Origin of the sequence: Microbispora rosea (genome assembly GCF_044460045.1) — a bacterium.
GTDB lineage: Bacteria > Actinomycetota > Actinomycetes > Streptosporangiales > Streptosporangiaceae > Microbispora > Microbispora rosea.
Window position 1 is genome coordinate 576,219 of sequence record NZ_JBITJO010000001.1, and the last position, 25,763, is coordinate 601,981.

Here is a 25,763-nt window from a genome sequence, read left to right on the forward strand (position 1 = left end):
GGCGGCGACGGCCGCCGCGCCCGGCGGCGAGGCCGTCGACGAACGCGGCTCAGCACACGCAGCAGGTGGAGCAGGGCTCGGCGTCCGGCAGCGTGACCCACAGGCAGCACGTGCGGCGGCGATATCCGTCGCCGTCGGCCGCGAGCAGTCCGGCCACCGGTGGCCCGATCTCGGCCAGCAGGCGGGCCGCCTCGGCGTACGACCCGAGCGTGAGCAGCGGGTGGGCGAACGCCTCCGCGGTGGAGCCCCACAGGGTGCGCTCGCCCACCTTGGTCAGGGTGCTGAGCGTCCTGACGAACGGATACTGGCTCTCCAGGAGCGCCTCCCCGATGGCCGACGCGAGGTCGGGGACGACGACGGTGCCCTCGGCCCCGGCCAGCGGGTCGCCGGGGAGCACGGCCACGGTCACCCGCGACGCCGCGACCGTCACTCCGGCGGCGGACGGCCTGACCAGCGTGTCCTCCAGGCGCATCAGCGGCACCCGGCGGCCGAGCCCCCAGCCCAGGGCCATCGGCATCGTGTGCCAGTAGCCGTAGGTCTTCCACAGCAGCGCCGCCGCCACGTGACGCGGCGCGCTCCAGCGTCCGGCCGTCTCGTCCACCAGCGCGAGCAGACCCTCGTACGGCTCCCGCACCAGGTCGGCGGCGGGGACCCAGCCGGGGGAGTCGTCGGCGACCAGCCTGGGCAGGACCCCCAGCACGCCGCCCCGCTCCGCCGCGAGGCCTTCCAAGTGGCTGGAAAGGGCGTCGAGCAGCACTCCGCACTCCTTGATGTCAGTGGTGGTCTCTGGCGAGGAAGAGCAACCGGGCCCGCTTGTCCGGCAGGTCGATCTCGGGCCCGAGGGTGAAGCCGGTCCGCAGCATCCGGTCGATCATCTTGTCGTTGCGGATGTCCGGCTCGGCCACGATCCGGGTGTGGCGCGGATCGGAGAACACGTACGCCAGGAGCACGGACACCAGGGCGGGGGTGAAGCCGCGCTCGCCCTCCCCCGTCGCCGGCCCGAGGAGCAGGTGGACGCCGAAGTCGCCCGGCTGGACGTCGTAGCACTCCCCGACCGGGTCGGCCTCGGGCTCGTACGTCTGGAAGAGCGCCACCGGATGGCCGTCGCGATGGACGAGATAGGAGTGATGGGTGGCCAGGCCGTCCAGGTAGTCGTAGATCTCCAGAACCCGCATCCGGCTCGCGCCGAGCATGCCCCAGAACCGGGCCCGCTCCTCGGTGACCCACGAGTGGATCAGGTCGGCGTCGGCCGGCGGGTCCACCGGCACGATGCGGAAGGCGCCGAATCCCTCGACCACCTGCTCCCACACGGCTTCGCGTCGCCGTGCGGAGGCCGTGGTGTGCGCTTCAGAGGTCATGCCGCTCCTCGGTGAGTAGGTCCCAATCCGTGATCACCGGCACGAGCGCGCCGCGCAGCCACAGCGGGTGCTGGTCGCGCCAATGCGGGTCGCCGGGCACGCCGCTCGCACCGAACGGGACGATCCACAGGCTTCCGTCGCGCCGCGCGAGGTCCCAGACGTAGCGCGCCGCCGGGCCCCGGGCACAGTGATGGGTGACGCCCGGCACGCTCGACGTGGACAGCACGCAGTCGTGGTCGCCCGGCAGGCCCGCCTCCATCGGCGCGACGCCGTCCACCGATCCCGGCCCGTCCACCGAGCCCGCGTTGTCCACAGGGGACGGGATCGCGGGGGATGAGACGGCAGGGGACGGCAGCGCCCGCCAGGGGGCGAGCCGGTGCAGGTCACCCCACCGGACGCCGGCCGGCTCGCCGGTTGCCGCCACGTCCTCCAGCGCCGCCCTGGCGAGTTCTGCGAGGGCCGCCCGATCCAGCCCGGGCAGCGCGCCGGTCGTCAGCAGGCTCTCCAAGGCGTACGCGACCCGGGGAGTCAGCGCGAGCCACGGCCGGAAGACCTCGGGAGCCCCCGCGTCCAGTCCGGCCAGGGAGGCCAGGGCGGGGTGGGCCGCCAGGCGCCGCACCACCTCGGCGCGGACCACCGCGTACGCCGCCGCGCCGGTGCTGTCGGCGTCCATGCGCCGGTCCCAGGCCGACAGCCGGCCCCGCAGGCGTACGGCCTCGGGGCTGAGCCCGTCCAGCCCGTCCAGCAGGTCGAGGAGAGGCCCGGCGCCGGGCAGCAGGGTGTCGGTGTGGACGGCCGCCATGTCCCCGGCCGACCAGCGCGGCGTGCCGTCGAGCAGGCGCCTGATCCGGTCGGCGCGGTGGGGCGGGGCGAACTCGACGCCGAGCGGCGCGGCGATCCCCCGTTCGTTGGCCATGACCGTGATGCCGCGGACCGTGCGGCGGGGCATGGGCGCCTGCCGGTCGCGCCACTCGTGGCCCGGCTCCCAGGCGGGCACGGCCCGCAGCGCGTTGTCCGGGTGACGGGCGGGCACCACCCCGGCGACCCGGTGCAGCAGGCCACCGGCGGTGTCCGCGGCGAGCACGACGTTGACGGGCTCGGCCCAGCGGTCGAGCGCCCGGTCCACGTCGGCCACGGTCGTCGCCCGCAGCAGCGCGGGCAGCGCCGCGAACCCCAGGTCACGGCGCACCCGAGGTGGGTAACGCAGGCTCATCGCCTCCCACACGCGTCCGTGGCCGGTCTCCCACGCGACGCGGGCGTCCGCCATGACGACCGGGCCGCGCGCGGTCTCGACAACCTCGATCTCGACCGGGGCCTCCCCCGCCACCTCGACGACCTCGACGTGGGCGGTGCAGGGACGCCAGCCGTCCGGTCCCAGTGCTTCGACGCCGCCGTCCCCGCGCCGGAGCCGCTCGCGGTAGAGGTCCTGATAGTCGGCCATGGCGTTGGTGATCGCCCAGGCGACCGAGCCGGCGTGCCCGAAGTGGGCGATGCCCGGTACGCCCGGCACGGCCAGCCCAACCACGTCGAACTCGGGACAGGCCAGGCGGATCTGCTGATAGAAGCCGGGGTCCTCGATGAACCGGTGGGGATCGCCCGCGATCAGGGCCGCGCCGGTGGCGGTGCGATCCCCGGGGACCAGCCAGCCGTTGCTCCCGCCGGTGCCCGGCCCGTCGGCCGCGAACAGCGCGACCGCATCGGGACCGAGCCGTTCGGCCACCGCCTCGCGCCACAGCTTGGCGGGGAAGTGCGCGAAGAGGATGTGGTGGGACAGCCAGATCGCCATCGGCGTCCACGGCTCCCACCGGCCCGGCGCGAGCCCGCCTGCACTGAGCCCGCCTGCACTGAGCCCGGCCGCACCGACGCCGCCCGCACCGAGCCCGCCCGCGGGCCCTGTCACGTCGTGCTCTGCCGCCTCGTGCCGTGCTGTTTCGTATTGTCCCGCCGTGAACTCCGGAGCCCGGCGCGCTCCTTGGGGAAGCCCGGCGTTGACGCCGTCCACGTAGGCGCTCACCCAGCGCGCCGTGTCGTCGTCCAGGGCGTGCAGGCAGCGCTCGGCGGTGTCCGCGAGCCGGGCCTGCCGGGCGAAGCGGTCCCACGCGACGGCGTCCGGCCCGAGGACCGCCGCCGACGTGCCGGTCGCCCGCCGCCGCTCGACCTCGATCTGCCAGGCCCGGTCGAGGGCCGTGACTCGTCCCTGGGCGAAGGCCAGTTCGTACGGATCGCCCGCGCGTAGATGGGGGATGCCCCAGGCGTCCCGATACAGCCTGCTCACGACGCCGCTCCCGGCGGAGTCCGCATCATCGCGTGGCCGGTTCCGTACGGCGGCGGGCGGCGGGAACGACCAGCGGAGTGCCGGTCTCCGGGTCGTCGATCACCCGGCAGGGCAGCCGGAAGACCTCCTCCACCAGGCCGGCCGTCATGACCTCTCCGGGCGGCCCGGCGGCCACGACGCGGCCGTCGCGCATCGCGATCAAATGGGTGGCGTAGCGGGCGGCGTGGTTGAGGTCGTGGAGCACCGCCACGAGCGTGCGTCCACGCTCCTCGTGCAGCCGGGCGCACAGGTCGAGGACCTCGATCTGATGGGCGATGTCCAGATAGGTCGTCGGCTCGTCCAGGAGCAGCAGCGGCGTCTCCTGCGCCAGTGCCATCGCGATCCACACGCGCTGGCGCTGCCCCCCGGACAGCTCGTCGACCAGGCGTCCCGCCAGGTCGGCGACCCCGGTGGCCTCCATCGACTCGCGCACCACCCGCTCGTCGTCGGCCGACCACTGGCGCAGCAGCCGCTGGTGGGGATAGCGCCCGCGGCCGACCAGCTCGGCGACCGTGATGCCGTCCGGTGCGACGGACGTCTGGGGCAGCAGGCCGAGGGTCCTGGCGACCTTCCTCGCGGGCAGGGAGGTGATGTCCCGCCCGTCGAGCAGCACGGTTCCGGCGGCCGGCCGGAGCGTGCGCGCCAGCGCCCGCAGCAGCGTGGACTTGCCGCAGGCGTTGGGCCCGATGATCACGGTGAAGGACCGGTCGGGGATGTCGACGTCGAGGCCCTCGGCGACGACCATCTTGTCGTAGGAGAGGGTCAGCGCGCTGCCGCTGAGGCGCGGCCCGTCGTCGTGCGGTCCTGCCATGGCGTTCCTGTCCACGATCGTGTCGGTCAAATCCGTCCCGCCTTCCGCTGGGCGGCGAGCAGCCAGACGAGGTAGCCGCCGCCGAGCACTCCCGTCACCACTCCGACGGGCAGCTGGTGGCCCGCGAACAGCCGCTGCGCGGCCAGGTCGGCGCCGGTCAGCAGCGCCGCGCCCGTGCACGTCGCGGCGAGCAGGTTCGGCCCGGGCGCCCCGGTCATCCGCCTGGCCAGGTGCGGGGCGGTGAGCGCGACGAACGACACGGGCCCGGCGGCCGCCGCCGCCAGGGACGTGAGCAGCACGGCGGCGCCCAGCAACACCAGGCGCATGCCCTGCACCCGCACCCCGAGGCCGCGCGCCAGGTCGTCGCCCATCTCCGTGATGGCCAGCGGGCGCGCGCAGCCGAGCAGCACCACCGGCGCCAGCACCGCCATCGCGGCGAGCAGCGGGAGGACGTCCTCCCAACCGCGCGCGTCCAGGCTCCCGGTGAGCCACAGCATGGCCCGCGCCGCCTCCATCAGCCGCCCCCGGGTCAGCAGGTAGCCGTTGACGCCGGTGAGGATCGCGGTGGCGCCGATGCCCACCAGCACGAGGCGGTGGCCGTGCAGGCCACCGCGCCAGGCCAGCGCGTAGATGACCACTCCGGTGACGATCCCGCCGAGCACCGCGCCGCCCGCGAGCGCCGCGCTGCCGCCTCCCGTGACGACCACGAGGAGCGCCCCCGCCGACGAGCCCTGGGTGAACCCGAGCAGGTCGGGGCTGCCCAGCGGGTTGCGTACGAGCGACTGGAAGACCGCGCCGGCCAGTGCGAGGGCGGCGCCGACGAGCAGCGCGGTGACCACGCGGGGCAGCCGGAGCTCGTGCACGACGAAGTCCTCGGCCGGGCTGCCGCCGCCCAGGACGGTGCGGACGACGTCGGAGGGGCTCATCGGATAGTCGCCGCCGCCCACCGCGAGCACGCCGAAGCCGAGCGCGAGCAGCAGGCAGCCGGCTCCGACGGCGACGGCCCTGAACCGCAGGGGCATGCCGCCGGCGATCCTTCGGACGGGCATGGACCTCACGGCGGTCATGCGCGGACCTTCCTTCGCACGAAGTACAGGAACAGTGGGCCGCCGAGCACCGCCGTGACGATGCCCGCCTGCAGCTCGCCCGGCCTGACCACCAGCCGCCCGAGCACGTCGGCGCCGAGCAGCAGCACGGGCGCGAGCAGCGCGCAGCAGGGGAGCATCCAGCGCTGGTCGGGGCCGGTCAGCGCCCGGACGAGGTGCGGCACCATGAGCCCGACGAAGACGATGGGCCCGCAGGCCGCCGTCGCCGCCCCGCACAGCAGCGTCACCGCCACGATGGCGCCCGCGCGGACCCTGGCGGGATGCGCGCCGAGCGAGCGCGCCGACTCGTCGCCGAGCGCGAGCGCGTTGAGCGGCCTGGCCAGGGCCAGCGCCAGCAGCAGGCCCGCCGCGATGAACGGCGCCATCATGGCCGCGGTCGCGCCCGGCGCGCTCGCCAGCGAGCCGACCGTCCAGAAGCGCATGGTCTCCAGCGAGGCCGCGTCGAGCAGCATCGTCCCGTTCACGTACGAGTAGAGCGCGGCGTTGACGGCGGCTCCCGCGAGCGCCAGCCGGGCCGGGGTCGCCGCGCGCCCGCCGCCCACGGCGTACACCAGCACGGACACGGCCGCCGCGCCGGCCAGGGCGAACCAGACGTAGCCCTGGAACGTCGCCACCCCGAAGATCCCGGAGGCCGTGGCGACCGCCGCCGAGGCGCCCGCGTTGATCCCCAGCAGGCCGGGGTCGGCCAGGGGGTTGCGGGTCAGCGCCTGCATGACGCCGCCCGCGACTCCCAGCGCGACTCCGGCGAGCAGCCCGAGCAGGGTGCGCGGCAGCCGCATCTGGTGGACGACCGTGTAGGCGGCCGAGCCGGCGTCGACGAGCCCGTGCCAGACCTCGGCCGGGGAGAGCTGCCGGGCGCCGAGACCGAGGCTGAGCACGAGGACGGCGCCCAGGGCGATCGCCGAGCCCAGCAGCGCCGCGGCGCGCCGGCCGTTTTCCGCGCGTTTTCGCGGCGGCCCCGCAGGCTCGCTGATCTGCGCGGACTCCATGACGACCACGACCGGCTCCGGTGGGGGCGGGGGGCGATTTCCATCACCCCTCTGGACAAGAACTTAGGTAAGGGTAACCTAACTAACGATCAGCCCCCAAGACTCCGGGGCATGCGAGAGAAAGACGAACCGTGCGAAACCTGAACTCCCCCACGTCACGTCGCGGCTTCTTCGCGGCGGGCGGAGCGGCCGTGCTCACCCTGGCGCTGGCCGCCTGCGGGTCGAGCGATCCTGCGCCCTCCTCCGCAGGTCAGAGCGCGAAATCGTGGTCCTTCACGGACGACAGGAAGGAGGCGGTCACGGCCGCGGCCGTCCCGTCGCGGGTCGTGGCGTTCACCGGGACGGCGGCGGTGCTCGCCGACTACGGCCTGCAGCAGAAGGTCGCGGGCGTCTTCGGTGAGACCAAGCGCGCCGACGGCTCGCCCGACCCGCAGGCCGGCGACCTGGACGTGAACAAGGTCACGATCCTCGGCAACGTCTGGGGCGAGTTCAACATCGAGAAGTACGCCGCGCTGCGTCCCGACCTTCTCGTCACGCACATGTACGACCCCGGGGCCCTGTGGTACGTCCCGGACGAGAGCAAGGACAAGATCGTCAAGCTGGCCCCGACCGTGGCCGTCAGCGTGGCCCGTGTGCCGATGACCGAGCCGATCGAGCGGTACGCCGCCCTCGCCGAGTCGCTCGGCGCGGACCTCGGCGCTCCTAAGGTCGCCGAGGCCAAGGCCAGGTTCGAGGCCGCCGCCGAGAGCGTGCGGAAGGCGGTCGCCGACAACCCCGGGATCAAGGTCCTGGCCGCCTCGGGCAGCCCCGACGTGCTGTATGTCTCCAACCCGGAGGTCAACACCGACCTCATGTACTTCACCCAGCTGGGGGTCGACGTGGTCAAGCCGGAAAAGCCCGGCGACGGCGGCTACTACGAGAACCTGAGCTGGGAGAACGCCGACAAGTACGACGCCGACCTGATCCTGCTCGACAACCGAAGCACCGCGCTGCAGCTCAAGGACCTGACGTCCAAGCCGTCCTGGGGCACGCTGCCCGCCGTTAAGGCCGACCAGGTCATCGGCTGGGATCCCGTGCCGCGCTTCTCGTACGCCGGAGCCGCGCCGATCCTGGAGAACCTTGCCTCGGCGATCCGGAACGCCAAGAAGCTCGGCTGACCCCACGTCGGAGAAATCACCCGGGGACACGTGTCGACTCCCAATAGTTAGGTTTGCCTAACCTAACTCCTAGCGGTAAGGATGACAATGACCTATCCCCATGCCGGGGCCGCGCGACCGTACCTGTTCAACGACCGCACGGTGGAGGGATACCGGCGGGCGATGGCCGAGGGAACCGAGCGGGTGGCCGATCGGATCCGGCACGCCGACCGGCCGTTCAGCGGCGTGTCCCCGGAACGGCTCGCGCCGGAGATCGCCGCGATCGACCTCGAACGGCCGCTGCACGATCACGCCGCCGCCCTCGACGAGCTCGAACGGGTCTACCTGCGTGACGCCGTCTACTTCCACCACCCGCGCTACCTGGCCCACCTCAACTGCCCGGTGGTGATCCCCGCGCTGCTGGGAGAGGTGGTGCTGTCGGCGGTGAACTCCTCCCTCGACACCTGGGACCAGAGCGCGGGCGGCACGCTCATCGAGCGCCGCCTGATCGAGTGGACGGCCGGCCGGATCGGCTTCGGCCCCGCCGCCGACGGCGTCTTCACCAGCGGCGGCACGCAGTCGAACCTCCACGCCCTGCTGCTCGCGCGCGAGGAGGCCCGTACGGACGCCCCGCCGGCGCGGCTGCGCGTGATCACGTCAGAGGCCGGGCACTTCAGCGTGCGCAAGGCGGCGAATCTGCTCGGCCTCGGGCCTGACGCCGTCGTCACCGTGGAGACCGACGACGAACGGCGGATGCGGCCGGCCGCGCTCGCCCGCGAACTCGACCGCTGCCGCCGCGCCGGACTGGTGGTCATGGCCGTGGCGGCCACCGCGGGCACCACCGACTTCGGCTCCATCGACCCCCTGCCGGAGATCGCCGACCTGTGCGCAGCGGCGGGGGTGTGGCTGCACGTGGACGCGGCCTACGGCTGCGGGCTGCTGGTCTCCCGCAGACGGCGGCACCTGCTCGACGGGATCGAGCGGGCCGACTCGGTCACCGTCGACTTCCACAAGTCCTTCTTCCAGCCGGTCAGCTCCAGTGCCGTGCTGGTGCGCGACGGCGCGGTGCTGCGGCACGCGGCCCACCACGCCGACTACCTCAACCCTCGGCGGATGGCCGAGCGGGGCATCCCCAACCAGGTGGACAAGAGCCTGCAGACCACCCGCCGCTTCGACGCGCTCAAGCTCTGGCTGACGCTGCGGGTCATGGGCCCGGACGCGGTCGGCGAGCTGTTCGACGAGGTCGTCGACCGCGCCGCGGAGGCGCACGCCCTGGTCGCGGCGGACCCGCGTTTCGAGGTCGTCACGCGGTCGCCGCTGAGCACGCTGGTCTTCCGCTACCTGCCGCCGGATCACCTGCAGCACGGGGGCGTCGGCCGCAAGCTCGCCGACGACGCGAACCTGCACGCCCGCGAGGCGCTGGCCGCCTCCGGCGAGGCCGTCGTCGCGGGGACCACGGTCGACGGCCGCCACTACCTGAAGTTCACCCTGCTCAACCCGGAGACCACGCTGGACGACGTCGCACACGTCCTCGACCTCCTCGCCGGACACGCCCAGCGGTACGTGGACGACCTCGCCCCGCTCGCCGACCACCCGGAGATGACGCATGTCTGCTCATGACTTCGTCGCGATCGGGCTGGGGCCCTTCAACCTGGGCCTGGCCTGCCTGGCCGAGCCCATCGCCGAGCTCGACGGCGTGTTCCTGGAGGCGAGGCCCGGCTTCGCCTGGCACCCCGGGATGATGCTCGACTCCGTGACGCTGCAGACGCCGTTCATCGCCGACCTCGTCACGCTGGCCGACCCGACCTCGCCGTACTCCTTCCTGAACTACCTGAAGGAGACCGGCAGGCTCTATCCCTTCTACATCCGCGAGAGCTTCTACCAGCTCCGCGCCGAGTACGACGCGTACTGCCGGTGGGCCGCCGCGCGGCTGCGCAGCGTCCGCTTCGGCCACCGCGTGACCTCGGTGGCGTACGACGAGGCCGACGGGCACTACGTCGTACGCGCGGTGACGGAGAACGGTGAGGAGACCGAGCACCAGGCCCCGCACCTCGTGCTCGGCACCGGCACCCCGCCGTACGTGCCGGAGGCCTGCCGCGACCTCGGCGGCGATCTCGTGCACAACACCGGCTATCTCGACGCCAAGGCCGCGCTGCAGGCCAAGGAGAGCATCACGATCGTCGGCAGCGGGCAGAGCGCCGCGGAGATCTACCGCGACCTGCTGGCCGACATCGACGCGCGCGGCTACCGGCTGAACTGGGTGACCAGGTCCCCGCGGTTCTTTCCGCTGGAATACACCAAGCTGACCCTGGAGATGACCTCGCCCGAGTACGTGGACTACTTCCATGCGCTGCCGGAGGACACCCGATATCGCCTCGAAAGCGAGCAGAAGGGCCTCCACAAGGGCATCGACGCGGCGCTGATCAACGAGATCTTCGACCTGCTCTACGCGAAGACCGTCGACGGCCCGATCCCAACCCGGCTGCTGACCTGCACCGAGCTGCGCGAGGCGGCCTACGACGCCGGCCGGGGCGAATACACGCTCGGGCTGCGCCACGTGGAGCAGGAGCGCGACTTCACGCTCGTCACGCAGGGCCTCGTGCTGGCCACCGGCTACCGCTACACGCCCCCGGACTTCCTCGAACCCGTGCGCGACCGGATCCGGTGGGACCGGCACGGCCGGTTCGACGTGGCCAGGAACTACAGCGTCGACGTCACCGGCCGCGGGATCTTCGTGCAGAACGGCGCCACCCACGCCCACAGCGTGACCTCCCCCGACCTCGGCATGGGCCCCTACCGCAACTCGTGGATCATCGGCCAGATCCTCGGCCGGGAGCACTACCCCATCGAGAAGACCATCGCCTTCCAGGAGTTCGGCGCGCCCGAGGGCGTGGTCGCATGAGTGACGTCCTCTTCCGCCGCGCCGACGACCGGGTCGGCGAGCTCGCCGTACGCCGCCTCGACCCGGCGGCCGACGCCGAGACCGTGCACGCCTGGGTCACCCACCCCAAGGCCGTGTTCTGGATGATGCAGGACGCCGACGTCACCCGGGTGGAGAAGGAGTATCGCGAGATCGTCGAACACCCGCACCGGGACGCGTTCCTCGGTCTGGTGAACGGCCGCCCGGCCTTCCTGGCCGAGCGCTACGACCCCGCCCGGGTCGAGCTGGCGGGCCTCTACGACGCCGAGGAGGGCGACGCCGGCATGCATTTCCTGTGCGCGCCCGCCGAGACCCCGATCCACGGCTTCACCCGTGCCGTGATCACCACGGTCATGGAACTGCTGTTCGCCGATCCCGCGACCCGGCGGGTGGTGGTCGAGCCCGACGTGCGCAACACGGCGGTGCACGCGCTCAACACGGCCGTCGGCTTCGAGGTCGTCGGCACCGTCGCCAAGCCGGAGAAGGACGCCCTGCTGAGCGTCTGCACCCGGGAGCGGTTCCTCGCGGCGACCCGGGAGGCGACGGCGTGAATCCCGTCCAGGCGGTCTCCCATCTCACCCCCGCCACCTGGGAGAAGGCCAACCGGCGGCTGGTGCGCAAGGCGCTCGCCGAGTTCGCCCACGAGCGGCTGCTCACCCCGCAGCCGCTCGGCGACGGGCGGTGGGCCGTGCGCGGCGACTCCGGCGAGGTGGAGTATCGCTTCACCGCCGCGGTCATGTCCCTCCACCACTGGCATATCGGCGAGGTCACCCGCCACGGGCCCTCCGGCGAGCCCCTGCCGCTCGACGCGCTGGAGTTCGTCACCGAGATGCGCGGCACGCTCGGGCTGAGCGACGAGATCCTCCCGGTCTACCTGGAGGAGATCACCTCCACACTGGCGAGCCTCGCGTACAAGCTGAGCCGGCCGCCGGTCGGCACGGCCGAGCTGACGAGGGCCGGCTTCCAGGAGATCGAGGCCGCCATGACCGAGGGCCACCCGTGTTTCGTGGCCAACAGCGGCAGGATCGGCTACGGCATCGACGACCACCACCGCTACGCTCCCGAGGCCGCCGCACCCGTACGGCTGATCTGGCTGGCCGCCCATCGCGACCACGCCACGTTCACCTGCACGCGCGACATCGACTACGAACGGCTCATGCGGGGCGAACTGGGCGAGGAGGTCTTGGCGCGCTTCGCGGGCACGCTGGCGGGCCTGGGGCTCGACATGGCCGACTATCTGCTCGTGCCGGTGCACCCCTGGCAGTGGTGGAACCGGATCTCGGTGACGTTCGCGGCGGAGGTCGCCGAGCGGCGGCTGGTCTGCCTGGGCCCCGGCGACGACGAGCACCTCGCGCAGCAGTCGGTCCGCACGTTCTTCAACGCGAGCGAGCCGTCCAGGCACTACGTCAAGACGGCCCTGTCGGTGCTGAACATGGGCTTCGTGCGAGGTCTGTCGGCGGCGTACATGGAGGGCACTCCGGCGATCAACGACTGGCTCGCCGACCTGATCAGGGACGACGAGGTCCTCCGCGCGACCCGCCTGACGATCATCCGTGAGCGGGCGGCCGTCGGCTACCGCAACCGCCGGTTCGAGGCGGCCACCGATCGCTACTCGCCCTACCGGAAGATGCTGGCGGCGCTGTGGCGGGAGAGCCCGGTCGCGGGCCTGGAACCGGGCCGGCGCCTGGCCACCATGGCCTCCCTGCTCCACGTTTCCTCTGGAGGGTCAGGGGACGAGGCGGGGCGGTCGTTCGCGGCGGCGCTGATCGAGCAGTCGGGCCTCGCCCCCGAGGTGTGGCTGCGGCGCTATCTCGACGCGTACCTCGTGCCGCTGCTGCACGCCTTCTACGCCTACGACCTGGCGTTCATGCCGCATGGCGAGAACGTCATCCTGGTCCTGGACGGCGGTGCGGTGGAACGGGTGATCTTCAAGGACATCGCCGAGGAGATCGTGGTCATGGACCCGGCCGCGGACCTGCCGCCCGAGGTCCGGCGGATCCGCGCCGAGGTCCCCGAGGACCACCGGCTGCTGTCGATCTTCACCGACGTCTTCGACTGCTTCCTGCGCTTCCTCAACGCGGTGCTCGCCACGGACGGCGTGCTGGACGAGGACGTCTTCTGGCGGACCGTCGCCGAGTGCGCGACGGCCTACCAGCGGTCGGTCCCGCACCTCGCGGACCGGTTCCGGCGCCACGACCTGTTCGCGGAGACGTTCGCCCTGTCGTGCCTCAACCGCCTGCAACTGCGGAACAACCGGCAGATGGTGGACCTGACCGACCCGTCGGCCGCGCAGCAGATGGCCGGCGAGCTGGTCAACCCCATCGCCCGCTTCGCTCCGGTTCGTCTTGAGGGCGGAGGCGCTACGCCGGGGCGTACGTGAGGCAGTCGGCCTCGTCCCGGGCGTAGCCGATGTCGATGCCGGGCGCCTGGCACTCCAGCGACACGTTGTGCCGGCAGTCGGACATCTTGCACGCGCCCACCCGGCCCACGGTCTCCTGGTCGCCTCCCGCGGTGGGTGCGGTGAAGAACGTGTCGCAGTGCGCGTGGGACACGTCCCCGACCGTGATGGCGGTGGCGTGGCACCTGCCGTCGCGGTTGTAGGCGCACGAGGTGGCCTCGCAACGGTTGACTACGGGCATCTCCATGAGCGGCTGTCCCCCTGACGATCGTGGCTTTCGTCCTGGCTAATACCGCCTTCGACCAGGTCGGCAATCTCCGCCGCGATCCCAGACTCGGCCAAGCCACGCCAGGGGACACGATCTAGTGCAGCAGCTCCTCGGCCACGGCGAGGAGCTTCAGGGCGGTCGGGTCGGCGGCCCCGCCGCCTCGCGGCACCCGGTCGGAGATCCGCTGCAGCAGCACGTGGACGTCGTCGCCGCCGGGCGCGGCCGGGAGCGTCGTCTCGGCTCTCCGCAGCCGCAGCAGGAGATCCAGGCCGTACGCCGCCTGGGCGGCGAGCATGGCGAGGAGGTCCACGTCGGCGAGGTCCCCGCGCCAGGTGGCGGACCTGTCGAGCACCTCCAGCACACCGATGCAGCTCTCCTGCCGGATGACCGGCGCCGCCATGATGCTGTGCGGGACATAGCCGGTGGACTCGGCGGCGTCGTGGGCGAACTGCGGCACCGCCGCCACCTCGTCGGCGATCATCGGCTGGCCGCTCGCCGCGACCCAGCCCGCGATGCCCGTGCCGGCCGGGAAGCGCGTGCCGACCAGGTGCTGCTCCCCCTCGCCCGACACGGCTTCGAAGACCAGGTCGCCGGTCTCCTGGTCCACGAGGAAGACCGAGGCCGCGGCCGAGTCGAAGACGTGCCGGGCGACCTCGACGGTGGACTGCAGCAGTCTGCGCTCGGTGATTTCGCTGTCGGAGCGCCGTTCATGCACGGACATGCGCGCCTCCTTTGGATACGACGACGTTGCTGGCGGCCAGGTAGAGCACGGACTTGAGCTGGAAGGGGGTCATCCACCGGTGCCTGCTCAGGATGAGCGCGCAGATCCCGGTGATGTGCGGAGCGGCGAAGCTGTTCCCGGTGCTGCGGATCTCCCGGCCGCGACGCCAGGCCACCGGCACCCGGACGCCCCGGGCGAGGAACTCGGCCGGTGGCGCGGGGTTGTAGTAATAGGTCATCGGGTCGGGTTCGTCATGGCTGGCGACCGAGATGACCGAGGAGAAGGTCCAGGGGAAGCTGACCACCGGCATGTTGTGGGCCGAGGCCACCAGCAGGCAGCGCCGGAAGTAGGCGCGGTCGGCCAGCTCGTGCAGCTCGGGCAGATAGCGGCTCCTGGTGGTGGACAGGCTGAGGTTGACGAGGTCGAACCCCTCCTCGACGGCCCAGCGCAGCCCGGCCAGGAGGGCGGCGCCGCTGCCGGAGCGCCCGTCGGTCAGCACCCGCACCGAGGTCAGCGAGACGGCCGGGGCGATCGAGCGGATCACCCCCGCGCACGCGGTGCCGTGTCCCACGGGGTCCACCGGGTCGCAGTCGACGACCGTCAGGTCCTCGCCGTCGGCGACCACCAGCGACCGCTCCAGGCCGCCGACCCGCGGATGACCGCCGTCCACGCCCGTGTCGAGCACGCAGACGCGCACGCCCGCTCCGTCGGCGCGGCCCGCGACGCCGTCGCCGGTGCTGTCGACTCCCGTGCCGTCACCTGTGCCGTCACCACCTGTGCCGTCACCACCCCAGGCCCACTCCCTGGTGACGTCCTCCAGTCGGCTCACGCCGAACTCCTCCGGAGCCAGCCGGGAGGTCGCCAGGCTCCAGGCCGGCACGCCGGGGAAGTGCTCACGCCGCTCCCGGCGCCATGGGGGCTGCGTCACGGTCGCCTCTCCTCCTCGATCCACCGGCGTACGCGCCGGGCGGGCAGCTCCGCTCCCTTGGCCGCGTAGTCGCCCAGCGCGCGGGCGGCGGCCCGGTCCGCCGCGCCGGTGCGCCCGGCCGCGCGGTGCGCCACCGCCAGGTCGGCCAGCACGTCCCCGCGCAGGCAGGGGTCGTCGGTGCGGGCCAGCAGATCCTCCGCCCTGGCCGCGAGGGCGTCCGCCGCGCCGTGGTCGCCGTCGAGGGACGCGACCCGGGCGCTCAGCGCGAGAAGGGTGAGCTCGCCGCGGGCCTGCAGCCGTCCGCCCCCGGCCCGCAGCCGGTCCAGCTCCCGCGCGGCCTCGGGATGGCGCCCCTGCCGGAGCAGCTCGCGTGCGGCGTAGAGCTCCAGCGTCCTGGCCGGCTCGGACTGGCCCGCCCGATGCAGGTCCGCCGCCGCCCTGCGGAACAGCGCCTCCGCCTCGGCGTGCCGGTCGACCAGCGACTCCACCAGTCCGCGCACCTGGAGGACCGCGGTCGCCGCCAGGTCGAGGTGGAGGTCGCGGGCGTACCGGTCGGCCTTGTCGAGGACGGCCCTGGCGGAGGTGACGTAGCCGGCCAGCGCGAGCAGCCGCGCCTCGGTGACCAGGACGGGCAGGAGCATCGCCCGGTCGGCGCGGAACCTGGCCGACACGCCGACGCACAGGCTCAGCCCCTCCGCCAGCGGCGTGGGAGACCATTGCGCCAGCTCGCAGAGCCCGCTGAGCAGGCGGTTCTCCTCATATCTGTCGCCGAGGGAGCGGGCCCGGGCCAGGGCGTCGCGCAGCGCCGCCTCGGCCGCCCCGAACCGGCCCTCGCCGATGCGCACCAGCGCCTCCAGATGGTGGAAACGGCACCAGCCGAGGTCGTCGCCGGGGTCGGCGGCCAGCAGGTCGCGGAACGGCTCGGCCGACGCGGCCCTGACGCCGAAGCGTGCCGCCAGGGTCTCGCGCTGGATGGCGCAGACGAGCCGGTTGCGCCGATCGTCCGGCAGCATCCGCTCGGCCACGTCCAGCGCGTCGTACGGCCGGTCGGCCTCGCCGCGGGCCAGCCCGGCGTCGCAGATGCGCACCGCCAGCACCCGGTGCTCGGCATGACCGGCCGGCAGCAGGTCGCGTCCCCGCTCCAGCAGGCCGATGGCGGCGGGCAGGTCCTTGCGGTGCAGCGCCTGGGTGCCCTCGCCCACCAGGGCGCGGGCGGCCCGCTCCGTGAGCGCGGGCAGCAGCGGGTCGTCCGGCCGCACCTCGCGCTTGAGCAGGCAGGCGGTCTCCAGGTGATGGGCCAGGTCGCCGTGCGAGCTCTCCTCGCCGTCAGGGGACGAGGCGGCGGCACGGGACGAGACGGCGGCGCCGGAGTCCCCGGCGGGGTCGGCCCGCCCGGCGATCCGGTCGGCGAGGGCCAGATGCCAGGTGGCCCGCAGGTCCTTGCGGGTCATGGCATAGACCGTGTCGCGGGTCAGCGTCTGGGTGAAGCGGAACGAACCCGGCGCCTCCCCACGCCGGACCATGCGCGTGCGGAGCAGGCGCCCGAGCAGCTCGTCGACGTCGAGCCGGGCCTGCGGCTCCGCCGCGCACAGGACGCCGAGCTGGTCGCGGGTGAAGACGTGCCCGATCGTCGCGGCGCGTTCGAGCACGTCGCGCTCCCCCTCGTCGAGCCGGTCGAGGCGCGCGCCGAGCAACGCCTGGATGGTGGGCGGCAGCGGCGCGTCCTCCCCCTCCTCGGCCAGCGTCTCCAGCAGCAGCTCGGCGAACAGCGGGTTGCCGTCGGAGCTCCGCGCGACCCGCCGGCACAGGGCCGGGCCGGCGGCCAGGTCGTGCGCGACGACCTCGGCGTCCGGCAGCCGATGCGCCGCCAGCTCGGCGACCAGCCGTTCCATCTGTGCGGCGTCGAGCGCCCCCAGCTCGAACGCGGCGGCGCGGTCCGTGTCGTCCCCCCAGGAGGGCCGCGCCTCCAGCAGCTCGGGCCTGGCCACCCGTACGACCAGGACGGGCACGTCGGCGAGCCACGCCGCGAGGTCGTCGATCAGGTCGAGCAGGGTCGGCTCGGCCCAGTGCAGGTCCTCCCAGACCGCCACCAGCGGGCCACGCCGGGCCAGCGACTCCAACAGCGCGCGCACCGCCCGCGAGATCTCCTCGACGCCCGCGTCCTCCCCGGTGCGGGGCGCGCGCGAGGCGTCCGCGGTCGCCAGGCCGCGCAGCGTGGAGCGGCTCGACTCCTCCAGCGCCGGCTGTAGGTCCCGCCAGTCGTCGCCGAGGGACTCGACCATCTCCACGATGGGGCGATAGGTGATCCCCACGCCGTACGAGCGGCACCGGCCGGTGAGCACGGTGACCCCGGCCGGCAGCTCGTGGACGAAGTCGCGCACGAGCCGGGACTTGCCGATGCCCGGCACGCCGAGCACGGTCACCAGCCGGCACCGGCGGTCCCGCACCGCCTCGTGGTACGCCGCGCGCAGCCGCCCGATCTCTCCGGTGCGGCCGACGAGCGGGATCCGGTCGTCGTCGTGGCCGGTGTCCGGCTCCAGCGAGGTCACCCGCCAGGCCCGCACGGGGTTGCTCTTGCCCTTCAGCGTGAGCGGCGGCACGGGCTCGAGCCGCGCCTGGGCGCGGACCATGCGCGCGACCTCGTCTCCCACGAGGATCTCGCCGACGCCCGCGGCCGACTGCAGGCGGGCGGCCGTGTTGACGGTGTCGCCGATGACGCGCAGGTCCGCTCCCGGAGTGGCGATGACCACCGCCTCCCCGGCACTCACGCCGCAGTGCACGTCGAGCCGGATGCCGTGCGTGGGGGCGAGGTCCTCGCTCAGCTCGCGCACCCGCTGCAGCGCGGCGTGCGCGGCGCGCACCGCCCGGAGCGCGTCGTCCTCGCGGCCGGCGGGGATGCCGAAGGCGGCCATGATCGCATCTCCGATGTACTTCTCCACCACCCCGCCGTGCTCCGCGATGCCGGAGGTGCACGCCTGGTAGTAGCGGTCGAGCACGTCCCGGAGAAGCTCGGGATCGAGCCGTTCTGCGAGCTCCGTCGAGCCGACCAGGTCGATGAAGACGACGACGACGTTCCGGCGCGCAGGGCGGGCCGCCCGCGTGCTCATACCAGTTTCAGCTCCTGTCCCTCGACCTCGCCTGCCGCCGCGTCCAGACGGGTCTTGATCGAGTTGAGCAGCTCGACCTCCGGCCTGCTCAGCTCGGCGAACACCTGCCGCTGCCGCTCGTTGAGCAGGTCCACCGGGTGGCCCGCCTCGCGCAGGGCCGTCAACGGGTCGAACGGCGCCGGCCCGCCCTGAACCTCGCGGCTGTTCATCGGCAACCTCCTGGTCGTGCGGGACCTGTCGGCCACAGTGGTACGCCGCCAACGGTAGGTACGGAGGGTTCAGGGGCAGTATGGCGACGCCATGCCGACGCCATACTGACCCCGATCGGGCCTGGCCGGGCCGCGCATACCGGCCCCATACCGCGCGCCCCTACGGGACGCGGCCGCCGGGCGGAGCGAGCCGGCTCCCGCCCTCAGCGGTTCCCACTCCGGGCGAGCTCGGCCGCGAACCGGTGGGCGAGCGGTGACATCGCGTACGTCAGGGAGTGGGCGGCCACCTCGGCGTCGGTCTCGATGGCGTCGGTCTCGATGGCGTCGGTCTCGATCCGAGGGATCGACAGGACACCCGCCTCCAGCAGGGACTCGATGACCCGCTCGCCCGGCCCTTCCGTGCCGTCCAGCGCCGTGACGAGCTCCTCGTGCCCGAAGACCGGGCCGTCGAGCGCGCCCAGGGCGAGGAACGCGGCGCGGTGCGGCCACGCCGGGTCGGCGTAGGACTCCTCGAACCGCCGGCGCAGCGACACGTCCCCCGCGACGAACTCGTCCAGCACGTTCTCGGTCCGTTCCAGCCGCTCCGCCAGCAGGCCGATCGGCAGGTGCCGCAGCCCGGCGAGGCGGCCCCCGAGCAGGCGCAGGACCAGAGGCGACAGCCCGCACCTGCGGAAGATCCGCAGCGCGGCGGGCAGGTCCCCGGCCACCCGGTCGCGGCCGATCAACCGGCTCAGGAACTCGACGCCCTCACTCGTGGACAGGTCCTCCAGACAGATCCTGGCCACCGACTCCAGCCCGCTGAGCCTGCTCCGGCTCGTCACCAGCACCCTGCTCGACGTGGTGCCGGGGAGCAGCATGCGGACGCTCGACTCGTCCGGTGAGTCGTCGAGGACCAGCAGGACCTTCCGGTCGGCGAGCCACGACCGCCAGACGGAGGCCAGCACGTCGTCCTCGCGCACACCGGCGACCTCCAGTCCGACGCCCTCCAGGATCTCCCTCTCGACGTCCGCGGCCGGCCGGGGGACACCGTGGCGCCGTAAGGCGATCACCAGGGCGCCGTCCGGATAGCGGGGGGCCAGCATGTGCGCGACGTGCACGGCGAGGGCGGTCTTCCCGGTGCCGGGCCCGCCCGCGATCACCGTGACGGCCGCGGGCTCGTCCAGGACGCGCCGCACCTCCTCCTCCCGGCCCACGAAGTCGTCGACGTCACGGGGCAGCCGGTTCGCGAGGGCGCGTACGGGCCGGGGGCGGGCGACGCCGGCCAGGCCGGGAAGACGCGCGGGCGGGGGCCCGTCGCCGCGGAGGATGGCCTGGTAGAGCTGTCTGATCACCGGGCTGGGATCGATGCCCATCTCGGCGGCGAGGTGCCGGCGCAGGCCCTCGAAGTGGGCCAGGGCCTCCGCCGCCCGCCCGCACCGCGACAGCGCGGTCATCCTGGCCGCCGCGATGCGCTCGCGGGCGGGGAACCGCGCGGCGACGACGTCGAGGGAGCCCAGGGCCTCGACGCAGCGGCCCAGCTCGATCTCCAGCTCGACCCAGTCCTCGTAGACCGACAGGTAGAGCTCGGTGAATCGGCCCACCTCGGCGGCCACGAGCGGGACACGGCAGAACTCCTCAAGCGGCTGTTCCCGCCACAGGAGGACGGCGTCGCCCAGCAGCGCGGCGGCGGTGGCCAGGTCTCCGCTCCGGACGGCGGCCCGCCCCGACCTGCCCAGTTCCAGGAAGCGCAGCAGGTCGAGCTCCTCGCGATCGGCGCTGATGCGGTAGCCCCAGCCCTGGAAGCTGATGCGGTCGCCCACGATCTTGCGGAGCGCGGACATGTAGACCTGGAGGTTCTTGCGGGCCGTACGCGGCGGGGTCTCGCCCCACAACGCGTCGATCAGCTGGTCCGACGGGATGACCGCGTTCGCGTGGCACAGGAGTATCGCCAGGAGGAGCCGCTGTTTCGGAGCGCCGATGACGGCCCTTCGGCCCGCGACGCGGACCTCCAGCGAGCCGAGTACGGAACAGTGCAGTCGCGGCGAGCTCACGTCACCCATGGCGCTTTCCTTGGTCCGGGCCGGTGTGGCGACCTCGGTCATCGGCCGGAGCCGAGTGTCCGGGTGCCGAGCAGGAGAAAGTCGACGAGTTCGGGCGGCGACGGAGGTCCGGCGCTCCCCAGGGCCGTCAGGTGGAGCGTCCTGATCGCGAGCGCGACGGCCGTGGAGACCGGGCGCCCGCCGGCCTTCGCCTCGAACCAGCGCCAGTCGCCGTCGGTGTTGACTTCGAGGAACACCACCTCACCCGCGCTGAGCAGCAGGTCGAAGGCGCCGTAGGTCAGCCCCCACAGGCTCGCGAGCCCGCGTACGGCGTCGGCGACCGCGGGCGGGGCGGCGACCGGCGTGACCGTCACCTCGGCCGCCTCCCGCCACGGCGAGTCGGGGGCGCGTTTGCCGACGGCGTAGGCGTGCACGGCCCCGGCGACGTGGTAGACCCGCAGCTCGGCGTCGTGCTCGACGTGTTCCTGCACGATGACCGGATAGTCGAGGGCGGGCCGGCGCAGGACCTCCGCACGTGCCGCGATCTCGGGGAGCACCCCGGTCAGGAGCCCGGGGGAGGTCTCGACGAAGTGCTCCCCGACGACCTTGACCACGACCCTGCGGCCCGGCATCGCGGCGGCGGCCCCGGCCGGGTCGGTGGTGACGATCGTGCGGGGGACGCGGATGCCGGCCGCCGCCGCGCCTTCCAGTTGCTCCAGGCGGCCGGGACGGTTGCCGGGCAGGCTCGCCGGCGCGAGCGAGCAGAGCTGGCGGACGACCGCGTGCCAGGACTCGGCCCGCAGGAGGGTCTGCGCGGCGCTCGCCGACGCGGGCATGGCCCGGGGGGAGAAGTGCCGCGCCCAGACGACGGTCGGAGCGATCCGGCGGCCGTCCAGATCGAGCACGGCACACGGCCTCCCTCCGGCCACCCCGCCGCTCCCGGCCGGTGCGCCGTCCGTCGTGGGCCTGTCCACCGCCGACCTGTCCACCGCCGGCCTGTCCTCCGTGGGCCTGTGCGCTCTGGCGGGAGCGGCAAGCGTGGCGGACAGCCGCAGTGCGGCCACGCTCTCGGCGTCGACGCGTACGCTCGGCACACCCAGGTGATGCAGGGTGTCCTGGAGGACGGCGAACTCGGCGCAGCCCGCCCGGTCGGCCAGCACGACGCAGGGCGTGGCGTCCGTGGCCGGTCCGGGCTCCGGGAGCCGCCACGACACCGAGCCGGGCGATCCGCGCAGGTCGACGGTGACGTGGGGGCCGCACGACGAGCCGAGTCCGGCCTGGCCCGGGACTCCGGCGGCGCTCAGCAAGGCGAGACCGCAGCCGTGCGCGATCCCGATCCGTCGCCGTGCGCCGGTGCCGCTTCCACCGGCCTCTTTTTCGTGATCACGCCCATATCCCACCAGTCAAATGGTCGTCCCGGTTTGCTGTCAATAGAACCCTATTATGATTGATTGCTGAATTTATCGCGATATGTAGGAGTTTCATTCATGCAGGTCACCGGGGATACGGGTCCGGAAAGCGGTGACTACCGGAAGCCCTGCCCGTCGTTCTGTCCCGACCTTTAATTTGTGGTCGTCAGCAATTCATGAATAGGGGCGTCTGCCGCTGATCGCGAATCGCCGCCCCGGCGACCACGACGGTCCGGATGGGCCGTTCCGGTGCGGCACCTAAACTGGGATGCACTCGTGCGGAATCCGCTCCCCTTCTCGACCGTCGCGCGGACCTGCGGACAGGCCGGGCGGCGGACAGGGCGGCAGGCCGGGTGGCGAGGTGAGGAGGACGGGGTGAGCCGGCGCGTACACGGCGATCGGGAAGAGGCGGATCTGCCGATCGACCCCGATGTGGACCTCCGTCACGAACCGGACATGTTCCGTCCGTCGGCGCCCCCGGCCCGTGCGCGGACCTGGGACATCCTCGCCGTGATCGCGATCGGCGGCGGAGCCGGCGCCGTGGCCCGATATCTGGTCGGCCAGGCCTTCCCCGCGCCGGCCACCGGATTCCCCTGGGGGACGTTCCTCGTCAACGTCAGCGGCTGCTTCGCGCTCGGGCTCCTGATGGTCTTCGTCCTGGACGTCTGGCCGCCGCGCCGCTACGTCCGTCCGTTCCTCGGGGTCGGCGTCCTCGGCGGCTTCACGACGTTCTCCACCTTCAGCGTGGAGATCGTGGACAGGTCGTCGCTCGGCGCGTGGCCGGTGGCCGGGGCGTACGCCGCGGCCAGCCTGGTCGCCGGACTGGTCGCGGTCTGGTGCGGCATCGTCCTCGCCCGGGCCCTGGCGGGCCTCCCCGTACGGCGCCGGAGGAGGGGCGAATGAGACTGCACGGCCCCGCGCAGCGGCTGACGATCCTGATAGGCGAGAGCGACCAGTATCGGCACCGGCCGCTGTACACCGAGATCGTGCACCGCGCGCGGCGGATGGGCCTGGCGGGGGCCAGCGTGTTCCGGGGCATCGAGGGATTCGGCGCCTCCTCGCGCATCCACACCAGCCGCCTGCTGTCGCTCAGCGAGGACCTGCCCATCGCCGTCGTCATCGTGGACGTCCCGGAGAGGATCAGCGCGTTCGTGGCGGAACTGGACGAACTGGTGACCGAGGGCCTGGTGATCGTCGATCCCGTGGAGGTCTATCGCTACGTGGGGCGCGAGCCGGGGCGGGCCGAGTCGTGACCGTGCTGCTCGTCTTCCTCGGCGGCATCGTCGGCGCTCCCGCCCGTTATCTCGCCGACCGCCTGGTGCAGCGCCTGCACGACAGCGTGTTCCCCTGGGGCACGCTGTCGGTCAACCTGTCCGGGTCGTTCGTGCTCGGGCTGCTGCTCGGCGCCCACGATCACCTCGGGCTGCCCGCCGCGATCGTCACCCTGCTCGGCACCGGCTTCTGCGGCGCGTTCACGACGTTCAGCACGTTCGGCTTCGAGACCGTACGGCTGCTGGAGGAGGGCTCGGTCCTGGAGGCCGGGCTCAACGCGCTCGGTAGCCTGGTCCTCGGCGTCCTCGCCGCGGCCGCCGGATTCGCGCTGGCCGCCCTCCTCGCCTGAGACACGTGACACCCGGCGGGCAGGAAGGCTCGCCGGGTGTTCCCGTGGGTCAGTGGTGCCCGGTCAGTGGTGCCCGTGGCCGCCGTGCTTCTGGGTCCAGGGACCGGTGATCGCGAAGACGTAGCCCGGGGTCTGGATGTTGGCGAACAGGATGCGCCCGTCCTCGCTGAACGTCGGGCCGGTGAACTCGCTGTCGTTGAGCTCGTTGCGGGCCATCGGGTAGGGCGCGCCCTTGTCGGTCACGCCGACCAGGTGCGACAGGCCCTCGCCGTCCTCGGCGAGGATGACGCCGCCGTACGGCGAGACGGTGATGTTGTCCGGTCCGTCGTAGTTCGTGTCCTGCTCCGGGTCGGGGTTGACGCCGAAGATCGTCTTCAGTGTGACGGTCTCCGACTCGGGGTCGTAGAACCAGACCTGGCCGTCGTGCTCGTTGACGCTGCCGTCGTCGTGCCGGGCGTAGCTGGCGACGAAGTACGCGCCGCCGTCGCCCCACCAGGCGCCCTCCAGCTTGCGGCTGCGGGTGACCTGGTCGTCGGCGAACTGCTTGCGCACCGAGGTGGTCTTGGCGTCCCGGTCCGGCACGTCGACCCACTCGACCTTGTAGCGGGTGCCCGGCTGGGTCGCCTCGGACAGGTCGGCGATGTGCCTGCTGCCCTTGCGGCACCGCATGGCCTGCAGCTTCCCGGCGGTGTCGCCGCCGGGGCCGAGGGCCAGCGCACGCAGGGCCCCCTTGCGGCCGTGGAAGCCGTGGGGCGGCGTCCAGCGGAAGTACAGGCCGTTCGGGCCGCTCGCGTCCTCGGTCAGGTAGATCTCGGAGTTGCGCGGATTGACCGCGACGGCCTCGTGCGAGTAGCGGCCGAGGAACTTCAGCGGCACCGGGTTCGTGTTGGCTTCGCGGTCGAACGGGTCCACCTCGAAGACGTACCCGTGGTCCTTCTGGAAGGCTCCGCCGGCCCGCTGCTCGGTCTCCTCGCAGGTCAGCCAGGTGTCCCACGGCGTGATGCCGCCCGCGCAGTTGTTGTGCGTGCCGGCCACGCTGACGTACTCGCGGACCCGGTTGCCGTCCCTGTCGACCTCGATGGTCGTCGTGCCGCCCTTCGCGCCCGGATCGTAGGTCAGCCCGGGCAGGGCGGGCACGCCGTACGGCTCGTCGCCGCCGATCTCGTGGTTGTTCACCAGCACCCAGCCGTCACGGCCGCGGAAGCAGCCGGTGCCGTCGGCGTCGCTGGGGGTCGGCTCACCCGACTCCAGCACCGTCGTGCCGGCCTGAGCGACGATCTTGTAGGAGAAGCCCGCGGGCAGGGCGAGCAGACCGGCGGGGTCGGCGACGACCGGGCCATACCCGGTCGTCTTGCCGGCACCCGCCTGGGCGGCCTGGGCGGCGGCGGGACCGGCGATGGCCTCGATGCTGCCCGCGATGACGATGCCGAGGCCGCCGGCGGCGGCCGAGCGCATGAGATCGCGACGGGAGAGGGAGGAACTCACAGGCGTACCTTTCGGTGCATACGGCAGGCCAGGTGATCCCATTTCCTCGTCGTGAACCCCTCCTTCCGCGCACCGGACGTGGGGGTGAACACGCGACAACGATCTCAGGACGGCAGACCCCGCCCGCGGGTCACTTCGCCAGGAAGGCGAGGAGCGCGTCGGTGACCTCCTGGGCGTGGGTCCACAGCAGACCGTGCGGGGCGCCCTCGATCTCGACGTACTCGGCCTGGGGAAGCGCCCGGTGGAACGGGCGGCCGGTGGAGTCGATGGGCAGGATGCGGTCGGCGGTGCCGTGGACGATGAGCGCCGGCACGTCGATCTTGGGGATGTCGGCCCGGAAGTCCGTGAGCCAGGTGGGGACGACGGCGGACGAGGCGTACCACGAGGCGCCCGCGGCGGTGTTCCAACTGGCCCGGACGACCTCCTCGCTCAGGCGCGTGCCGAGGTTCTCGTCGGTGTTGTAGAAGGCGTTGTAGAAGTCGGTGAAGTAGGCGTAGCGGTCCTTGGTCACGGCCTCGATGATGCCCTCGAACACGCTGCCGTCGACGCCCTCCGGGTTGTCCTCCGTCTTGAGCAGGAACGGTTCGAGGGAGGCCAGGAACGCCGCCTTGGCCACCCGCGCCGAGCCGTACGTGCCGAGGTAGCGGCCGACCTCGCCGGTGCCCATGGAGAAGCCGACGAGGATCGCGTCGCGCAGGTCGAGGGTTTCCAGCAGCGTGTTCAGGTCGGCGGCGAAGGTGTCGTAGTCGTAGCCGACGGTGGGCTGGCTCGACTGTCCGAAGCCGCGGCGGTCGTAGGTGATGACCCGATAGCCGGCGTCGAGCAGGGCGGGGATCTGCTTCTCCCACGAGTGGCCGTCCAGCGGGTAGCCGTGGATGAGCACGATGGGCTGCCCGCTGCCGTGGTCCTCGTAGTAGAGGTTGATGTCGGTGCTGTTCTCCTGGCCGACGGTGATGTACGCCATG

The 25,763-nt window shown here is 72.8% G+C and carries 23 protein-coding genes; 8 read left to right on the top strand and 15 right to left on the bottom strand.

Going from position 1 to position 25,763, the window contains the following annotated elements; all coding sequences use genetic code 11:
- Positions 1 to 49: 49 nt before the first annotated feature.
- The 6 genes from ACIBK1_RS02735 to ACIBK1_RS02760 are packed head-to-tail and all read right to left on the bottom strand — an operon-like array spanning position 50 to position 6,578.
- Positions 50 to 757, bottom strand: a complete 708-nt coding sequence (locus ACIBK1_RS02735; RefSeq protein WP_396731786.1) for a hypothetical protein — start codon at positions 755 to 757, stop codon at positions 50 to 52.
- A gap of 16 nt (positions 758 to 773) precedes the next feature.
- Entirely contained in the window at positions 774 to 1,358 is a 585-nt protein-coding gene (locus tag ACIBK1_RS02740) for a GNAT family N-acetyltransferase (RefSeq protein WP_396731789.1), read from the bottom strand.
- The gene (locus ACIBK1_RS02745) at positions 1,348 to 3,633 is read right to left on the bottom strand and encodes a penicillin acylase family protein (protein WP_396731792.1); all 2,286 of its coding nucleotides are present in this window, start codon (positions 3,631 to 3,633) and stop codon (positions 1,348 to 1,350) included. Before ACIBK1_RS02745 ends, ACIBK1_RS02740 begins: the two co-directional genes overlap by 11 nt.
- Positions 3,634 to 3,658: 25 nt before the next feature.
- Positions 3,659 to 4,483 (bottom strand): ABC transporter ATP-binding protein, encoded by an 825-nt coding sequence (locus ACIBK1_RS02750; RefSeq protein WP_396733120.1) that lies wholly within the window; start codon positions 4,481 to 4,483, stop codon positions 3,659 to 3,661.
- A 26-nt stretch (positions 4,484 to 4,509) separates the two neighbouring features.
- The gene (locus ACIBK1_RS02755; protein WP_396731795.1) at positions 4,510 to 5,550 is read right to left on the bottom strand and encodes a FecCD family ABC transporter permease; all 1,041 of its coding nucleotides are present in this window, start codon (positions 5,548 to 5,550) and stop codon (positions 4,510 to 4,512) included.
- Positions 5,547 to 6,578 carry a FecCD family ABC transporter permease gene (locus ACIBK1_RS02760; RefSeq protein ID WP_396733123.1) on the bottom strand — a complete coding sequence of 344 codons (1,032 nt, stop codon included), beginning with the start codon at positions 6,576 to 6,578 and terminating at the stop codon, positions 5,547 to 5,549. The genes ACIBK1_RS02755 and ACIBK1_RS02760 overlap by 4 nt, the downstream gene beginning before the upstream one ends.
- Before the next feature lie 131 nt (positions 6,579 to 6,709).
- Between ACIBK1_RS02760 and ACIBK1_RS02765 the strand changes: the two genes are divergently transcribed.
- The 5 genes from ACIBK1_RS02765 to ACIBK1_RS02785 all read left to right on the top strand — a co-directional run bounded on the left by ACIBK1_RS02765 (position 6,710) and on the right by ACIBK1_RS02785 (position 13,014).
- A complete protein-coding gene (locus ACIBK1_RS02765) occupies positions 6,710 to 7,735 on the top strand; it encodes an ABC transporter substrate-binding protein (RefSeq protein WP_030511934.1) in 1,026 nt (341 codons plus the stop codon).
- An 87-nt stretch (positions 7,736 to 7,822) separates the two neighbouring features.
- Entirely contained in the window at positions 7,823 to 9,334 is a 1,512-nt protein-coding gene (locus ACIBK1_RS02770) for a pyridoxal phosphate-dependent decarboxylase family protein (RefSeq protein ID WP_396731798.1), read from the top strand.
- Entirely contained in the window at positions 9,321 to 10,616 is a 1,296-nt protein-coding gene (locus ACIBK1_RS02775) for a lysine N(6)-hydroxylase/L-ornithine N(5)-oxygenase family protein (RefSeq protein WP_396731801.1), read from the top strand. The genes ACIBK1_RS02770 and ACIBK1_RS02775 overlap by 14 nt, the downstream gene beginning before the upstream one ends.
- Positions 10,613 to 11,185 carry a GNAT family N-acetyltransferase gene (locus ACIBK1_RS02780; RefSeq protein ID WP_396731804.1) on the top strand — a complete coding sequence of 191 codons (573 nt, stop codon included), beginning with the start codon at positions 10,613 to 10,615 and terminating at the stop codon, positions 11,183 to 11,185. Before ACIBK1_RS02775 ends, ACIBK1_RS02780 begins: the two co-directional genes overlap by 4 nt.
- Complete coding sequence (locus tag ACIBK1_RS02785) at positions 11,182 to 13,014, top strand: IucA/IucC family protein (RefSeq protein WP_396731807.1); 1,833 nt, start codon at positions 11,182 to 11,184, stop codon at positions 13,012 to 13,014. Before ACIBK1_RS02780 ends, ACIBK1_RS02785 begins: the two co-directional genes overlap by 4 nt.
- Here ACIBK1_RS02785 and ACIBK1_RS02790 read toward each other — a convergent pair.
- From ACIBK1_RS02790 to ACIBK1_RS02820, 7 genes are all read right to left on the bottom strand, one after another.
- Entirely contained in the window at positions 12,995 to 13,279 is a 285-nt protein-coding gene (locus ACIBK1_RS02790) for a DUF1540 domain-containing protein (RefSeq protein ID WP_363527803.1), read from the bottom strand. The two genes, ACIBK1_RS02785 and ACIBK1_RS02790, sit on opposite strands and share 20 nt — an antisense overlap.
- 115 nt (positions 13,280 to 13,394) lie before the next feature.
- On the bottom strand, positions 13,395 to 14,021 hold the full coding sequence (locus ACIBK1_RS02795; RefSeq protein ID WP_051762674.1) for a GAF domain-containing protein: 627 nt from the start codon (positions 14,019 to 14,021) through the stop codon (positions 13,395 to 13,397).
- Positions 14,008 to 14,949, bottom strand: a complete 942-nt coding sequence (locus ACIBK1_RS02800) for a S8 family serine peptidase (RefSeq protein WP_396731810.1) — start codon at positions 14,947 to 14,949, stop codon at positions 14,008 to 14,010. The genes ACIBK1_RS02795 and ACIBK1_RS02800 overlap by 14 nt, the downstream gene beginning before the upstream one ends.
- Positions 14,946 to 18,056: an AAA family ATPase gene (locus ACIBK1_RS02805; RefSeq protein ID WP_396731813.1), complete on the bottom strand. Its 3,111-nt coding sequence runs from the start codon at positions 18,054 to 18,056 to the stop codon at positions 14,946 to 14,948. The genes ACIBK1_RS02800 and ACIBK1_RS02805 overlap by 4 nt, the downstream gene beginning before the upstream one ends.
- The gene (locus ACIBK1_RS02810; protein ID WP_036409041.1) at positions 18,053 to 18,265 is read right to left on the bottom strand and encodes an aroma-sacti cluster domain-containing protein; all 213 of its coding nucleotides are present in this window, start codon (positions 18,263 to 18,265) and stop codon (positions 18,053 to 18,055) included. Before ACIBK1_RS02810 ends, ACIBK1_RS02805 begins: the two co-directional genes overlap by 4 nt.
- A 203-nt stretch (positions 18,266 to 18,468) precedes the next feature.
- Positions 18,469 to 20,304 (bottom strand): AfsR/SARP family transcriptional regulator, encoded by a 1,836-nt coding sequence (locus ACIBK1_RS02815; RefSeq protein WP_396731816.1) that lies wholly within the window; start codon positions 20,302 to 20,304, stop codon positions 18,469 to 18,471.
- Positions 20,305 to 20,342: 38 nt separating this feature from the next.
- A complete protein-coding gene (locus ACIBK1_RS02820) occupies positions 20,343 to 21,683 on the bottom strand; it encodes a hypothetical protein (RefSeq protein ID WP_396731819.1) in 1,341 nt (446 codons plus the stop codon).
- A gap of 384 nt (positions 21,684 to 22,067) precedes the next feature.
- On the opposite strand from ACIBK1_RS02820, the gene crcB (ACIBK1_RS02825) reads away from it, so the two are divergent.
- The 3 genes from crcB (ACIBK1_RS02825) to crcB (ACIBK1_RS02835) are packed head-to-tail and all read left to right on the top strand — an operon-like array spanning position 22,068 to position 23,313.
- Complete coding sequence (gene crcB / locus ACIBK1_RS02825) at positions 22,068 to 22,595, top strand: fluoride efflux transporter CrcB (protein ID WP_396731822.1); 528 nt, start codon at positions 22,068 to 22,070, stop codon at positions 22,593 to 22,595.
- Positions 22,592 to 22,945: a DUF190 domain-containing protein gene (locus tag ACIBK1_RS02830; protein WP_030511946.1), complete on the top strand. Its 354-nt coding sequence runs from the start codon at positions 22,592 to 22,594 to the stop codon at positions 22,943 to 22,945. Before crcB (ACIBK1_RS02825) ends, ACIBK1_RS02830 begins: the two co-directional genes overlap by 4 nt.
- On the top strand, positions 22,942 to 23,313 hold the full coding sequence (crcB, locus tag ACIBK1_RS02835) for a fluoride efflux transporter CrcB (RefSeq protein ID WP_030511947.1): 372 nt from the start codon (positions 22,942 to 22,944) through the stop codon (positions 23,311 to 23,313). The genes ACIBK1_RS02830 and crcB (ACIBK1_RS02835) overlap by 4 nt, the downstream gene beginning before the upstream one ends.
- Positions 23,314 to 23,376: 63 nt before the next feature.
- Here the strand turns inward: crcB (ACIBK1_RS02835) and ACIBK1_RS02840 are convergent, their stop codons facing one another.
- Both ACIBK1_RS02840 and ACIBK1_RS02845 read right to left on the bottom strand, forming a co-directional pair.
- Positions 23,377 to 24,798: an alkaline phosphatase PhoX gene (locus ACIBK1_RS02840; RefSeq protein ID WP_231514170.1), complete on the bottom strand. Its 1,422-nt coding sequence runs from the start codon at positions 24,796 to 24,798 to the stop codon at positions 23,377 to 23,379.
- Positions 24,799 to 24,928: 130 nt separating this feature from the next.
- Positions 24,929 to 25,762, bottom strand: a complete 834-nt coding sequence (locus ACIBK1_RS02845; protein ID WP_030511949.1) for an alpha/beta fold hydrolase — start codon at positions 25,760 to 25,762, stop codon at positions 24,929 to 24,931.
- Between the last annotated feature and the right edge of the window lies 1 nt (position 25,763).

What these genes read in the sequence shown, in the direction of transcription:
- ACIBK1_RS02805 (WP_396731813.1), bottom strand. Translation starts at nt 18,056, where the DNA reads ATGAGCACGCGGGCGGCCCGCCCTGCGCGCCGGAACGTCGTCGTCGTC.
- ACIBK1_RS02790 (WP_363527803.1), bottom strand. Translation starts at nt 13,279, where the DNA reads ATGGAGATGCCCGTAGTCAACCGTTGCGAGGCCACCTCGTGCGCCTAC.
- ACIBK1_RS02845 (WP_030511949.1), bottom strand. Translation starts at nt 25,762, where the DNA reads ATGGCGTACATCACCGTCGGCCAGGAGAACAGCACCGACATCAACCTC.
- ACIBK1_RS02830 (WP_030511946.1), top strand. Translation starts at nt 22,592, where the DNA reads ATGAGACTGCACGGCCCCGCGCAGCGGCTGACGATCCTGATAGGCGAG.
- ACIBK1_RS02750 (WP_396733120.1), bottom strand. Translation starts at nt 4,483, where the DNA reads ATGGCAGGACCGCACGACGACGGGCCGCGCCTCAGCGGCAGCGCGCTG.
- ACIBK1_RS02780 (WP_396731804.1), top strand. Translation starts at nt 10,613, where the DNA reads ATGAGTGACGTCCTCTTCCGCCGCGCCGACGACCGGGTCGGCGAGCTC.
- ACIBK1_RS02775 (WP_396731801.1), top strand. Translation starts at nt 9,321, where the DNA reads ATGTCTGCTCATGACTTCGTCGCGATCGGGCTGGGGCCCTTCAACCTG.
- ACIBK1_RS02795 (WP_051762674.1), bottom strand. Translation starts at nt 14,021, where the DNA reads ATGTCCGTGCATGAACGGCGCTCCGACAGCGAAATCACCGAGCGCAGA.
- ACIBK1_RS02740 (WP_396731789.1), bottom strand. Translation starts at nt 1,358, where the DNA reads ATGACCTCTGAAGCGCACACCACGGCCTCCGCACGGCGACGCGAAGCC.
- ACIBK1_RS02810 (WP_036409041.1), bottom strand. Translation starts at nt 18,265, where the DNA reads ATGAACAGCCGCGAGGTTCAGGGCGGGCCGGCGCCGTTCGACCCGTTG.
- ACIBK1_RS02760 (WP_396733123.1), bottom strand. Translation starts at nt 6,578, where the DNA reads ATGGAGTCCGCGCAGATCAGCGAGCCTGCGGGGCCGCCGCGAAAACGC.
- ACIBK1_RS02770 (WP_396731798.1), top strand. Translation starts at nt 7,823, where the DNA reads ATGACCTATCCCCATGCCGGGGCCGCGCGACCGTACCTGTTCAACGAC.
- ACIBK1_RS02815 (WP_396731816.1), bottom strand. Translation starts at nt 20,304, where the DNA reads ATGGGTGACGTGAGCTCGCCGCGACTGCACTGTTCCGTACTCGGCTCG.
- ACIBK1_RS02755 (WP_396731795.1), bottom strand. Translation starts at nt 5,550, where the DNA reads ATGACCGCCGTGAGGTCCATGCCCGTCCGAAGGATCGCCGGCGGCATG.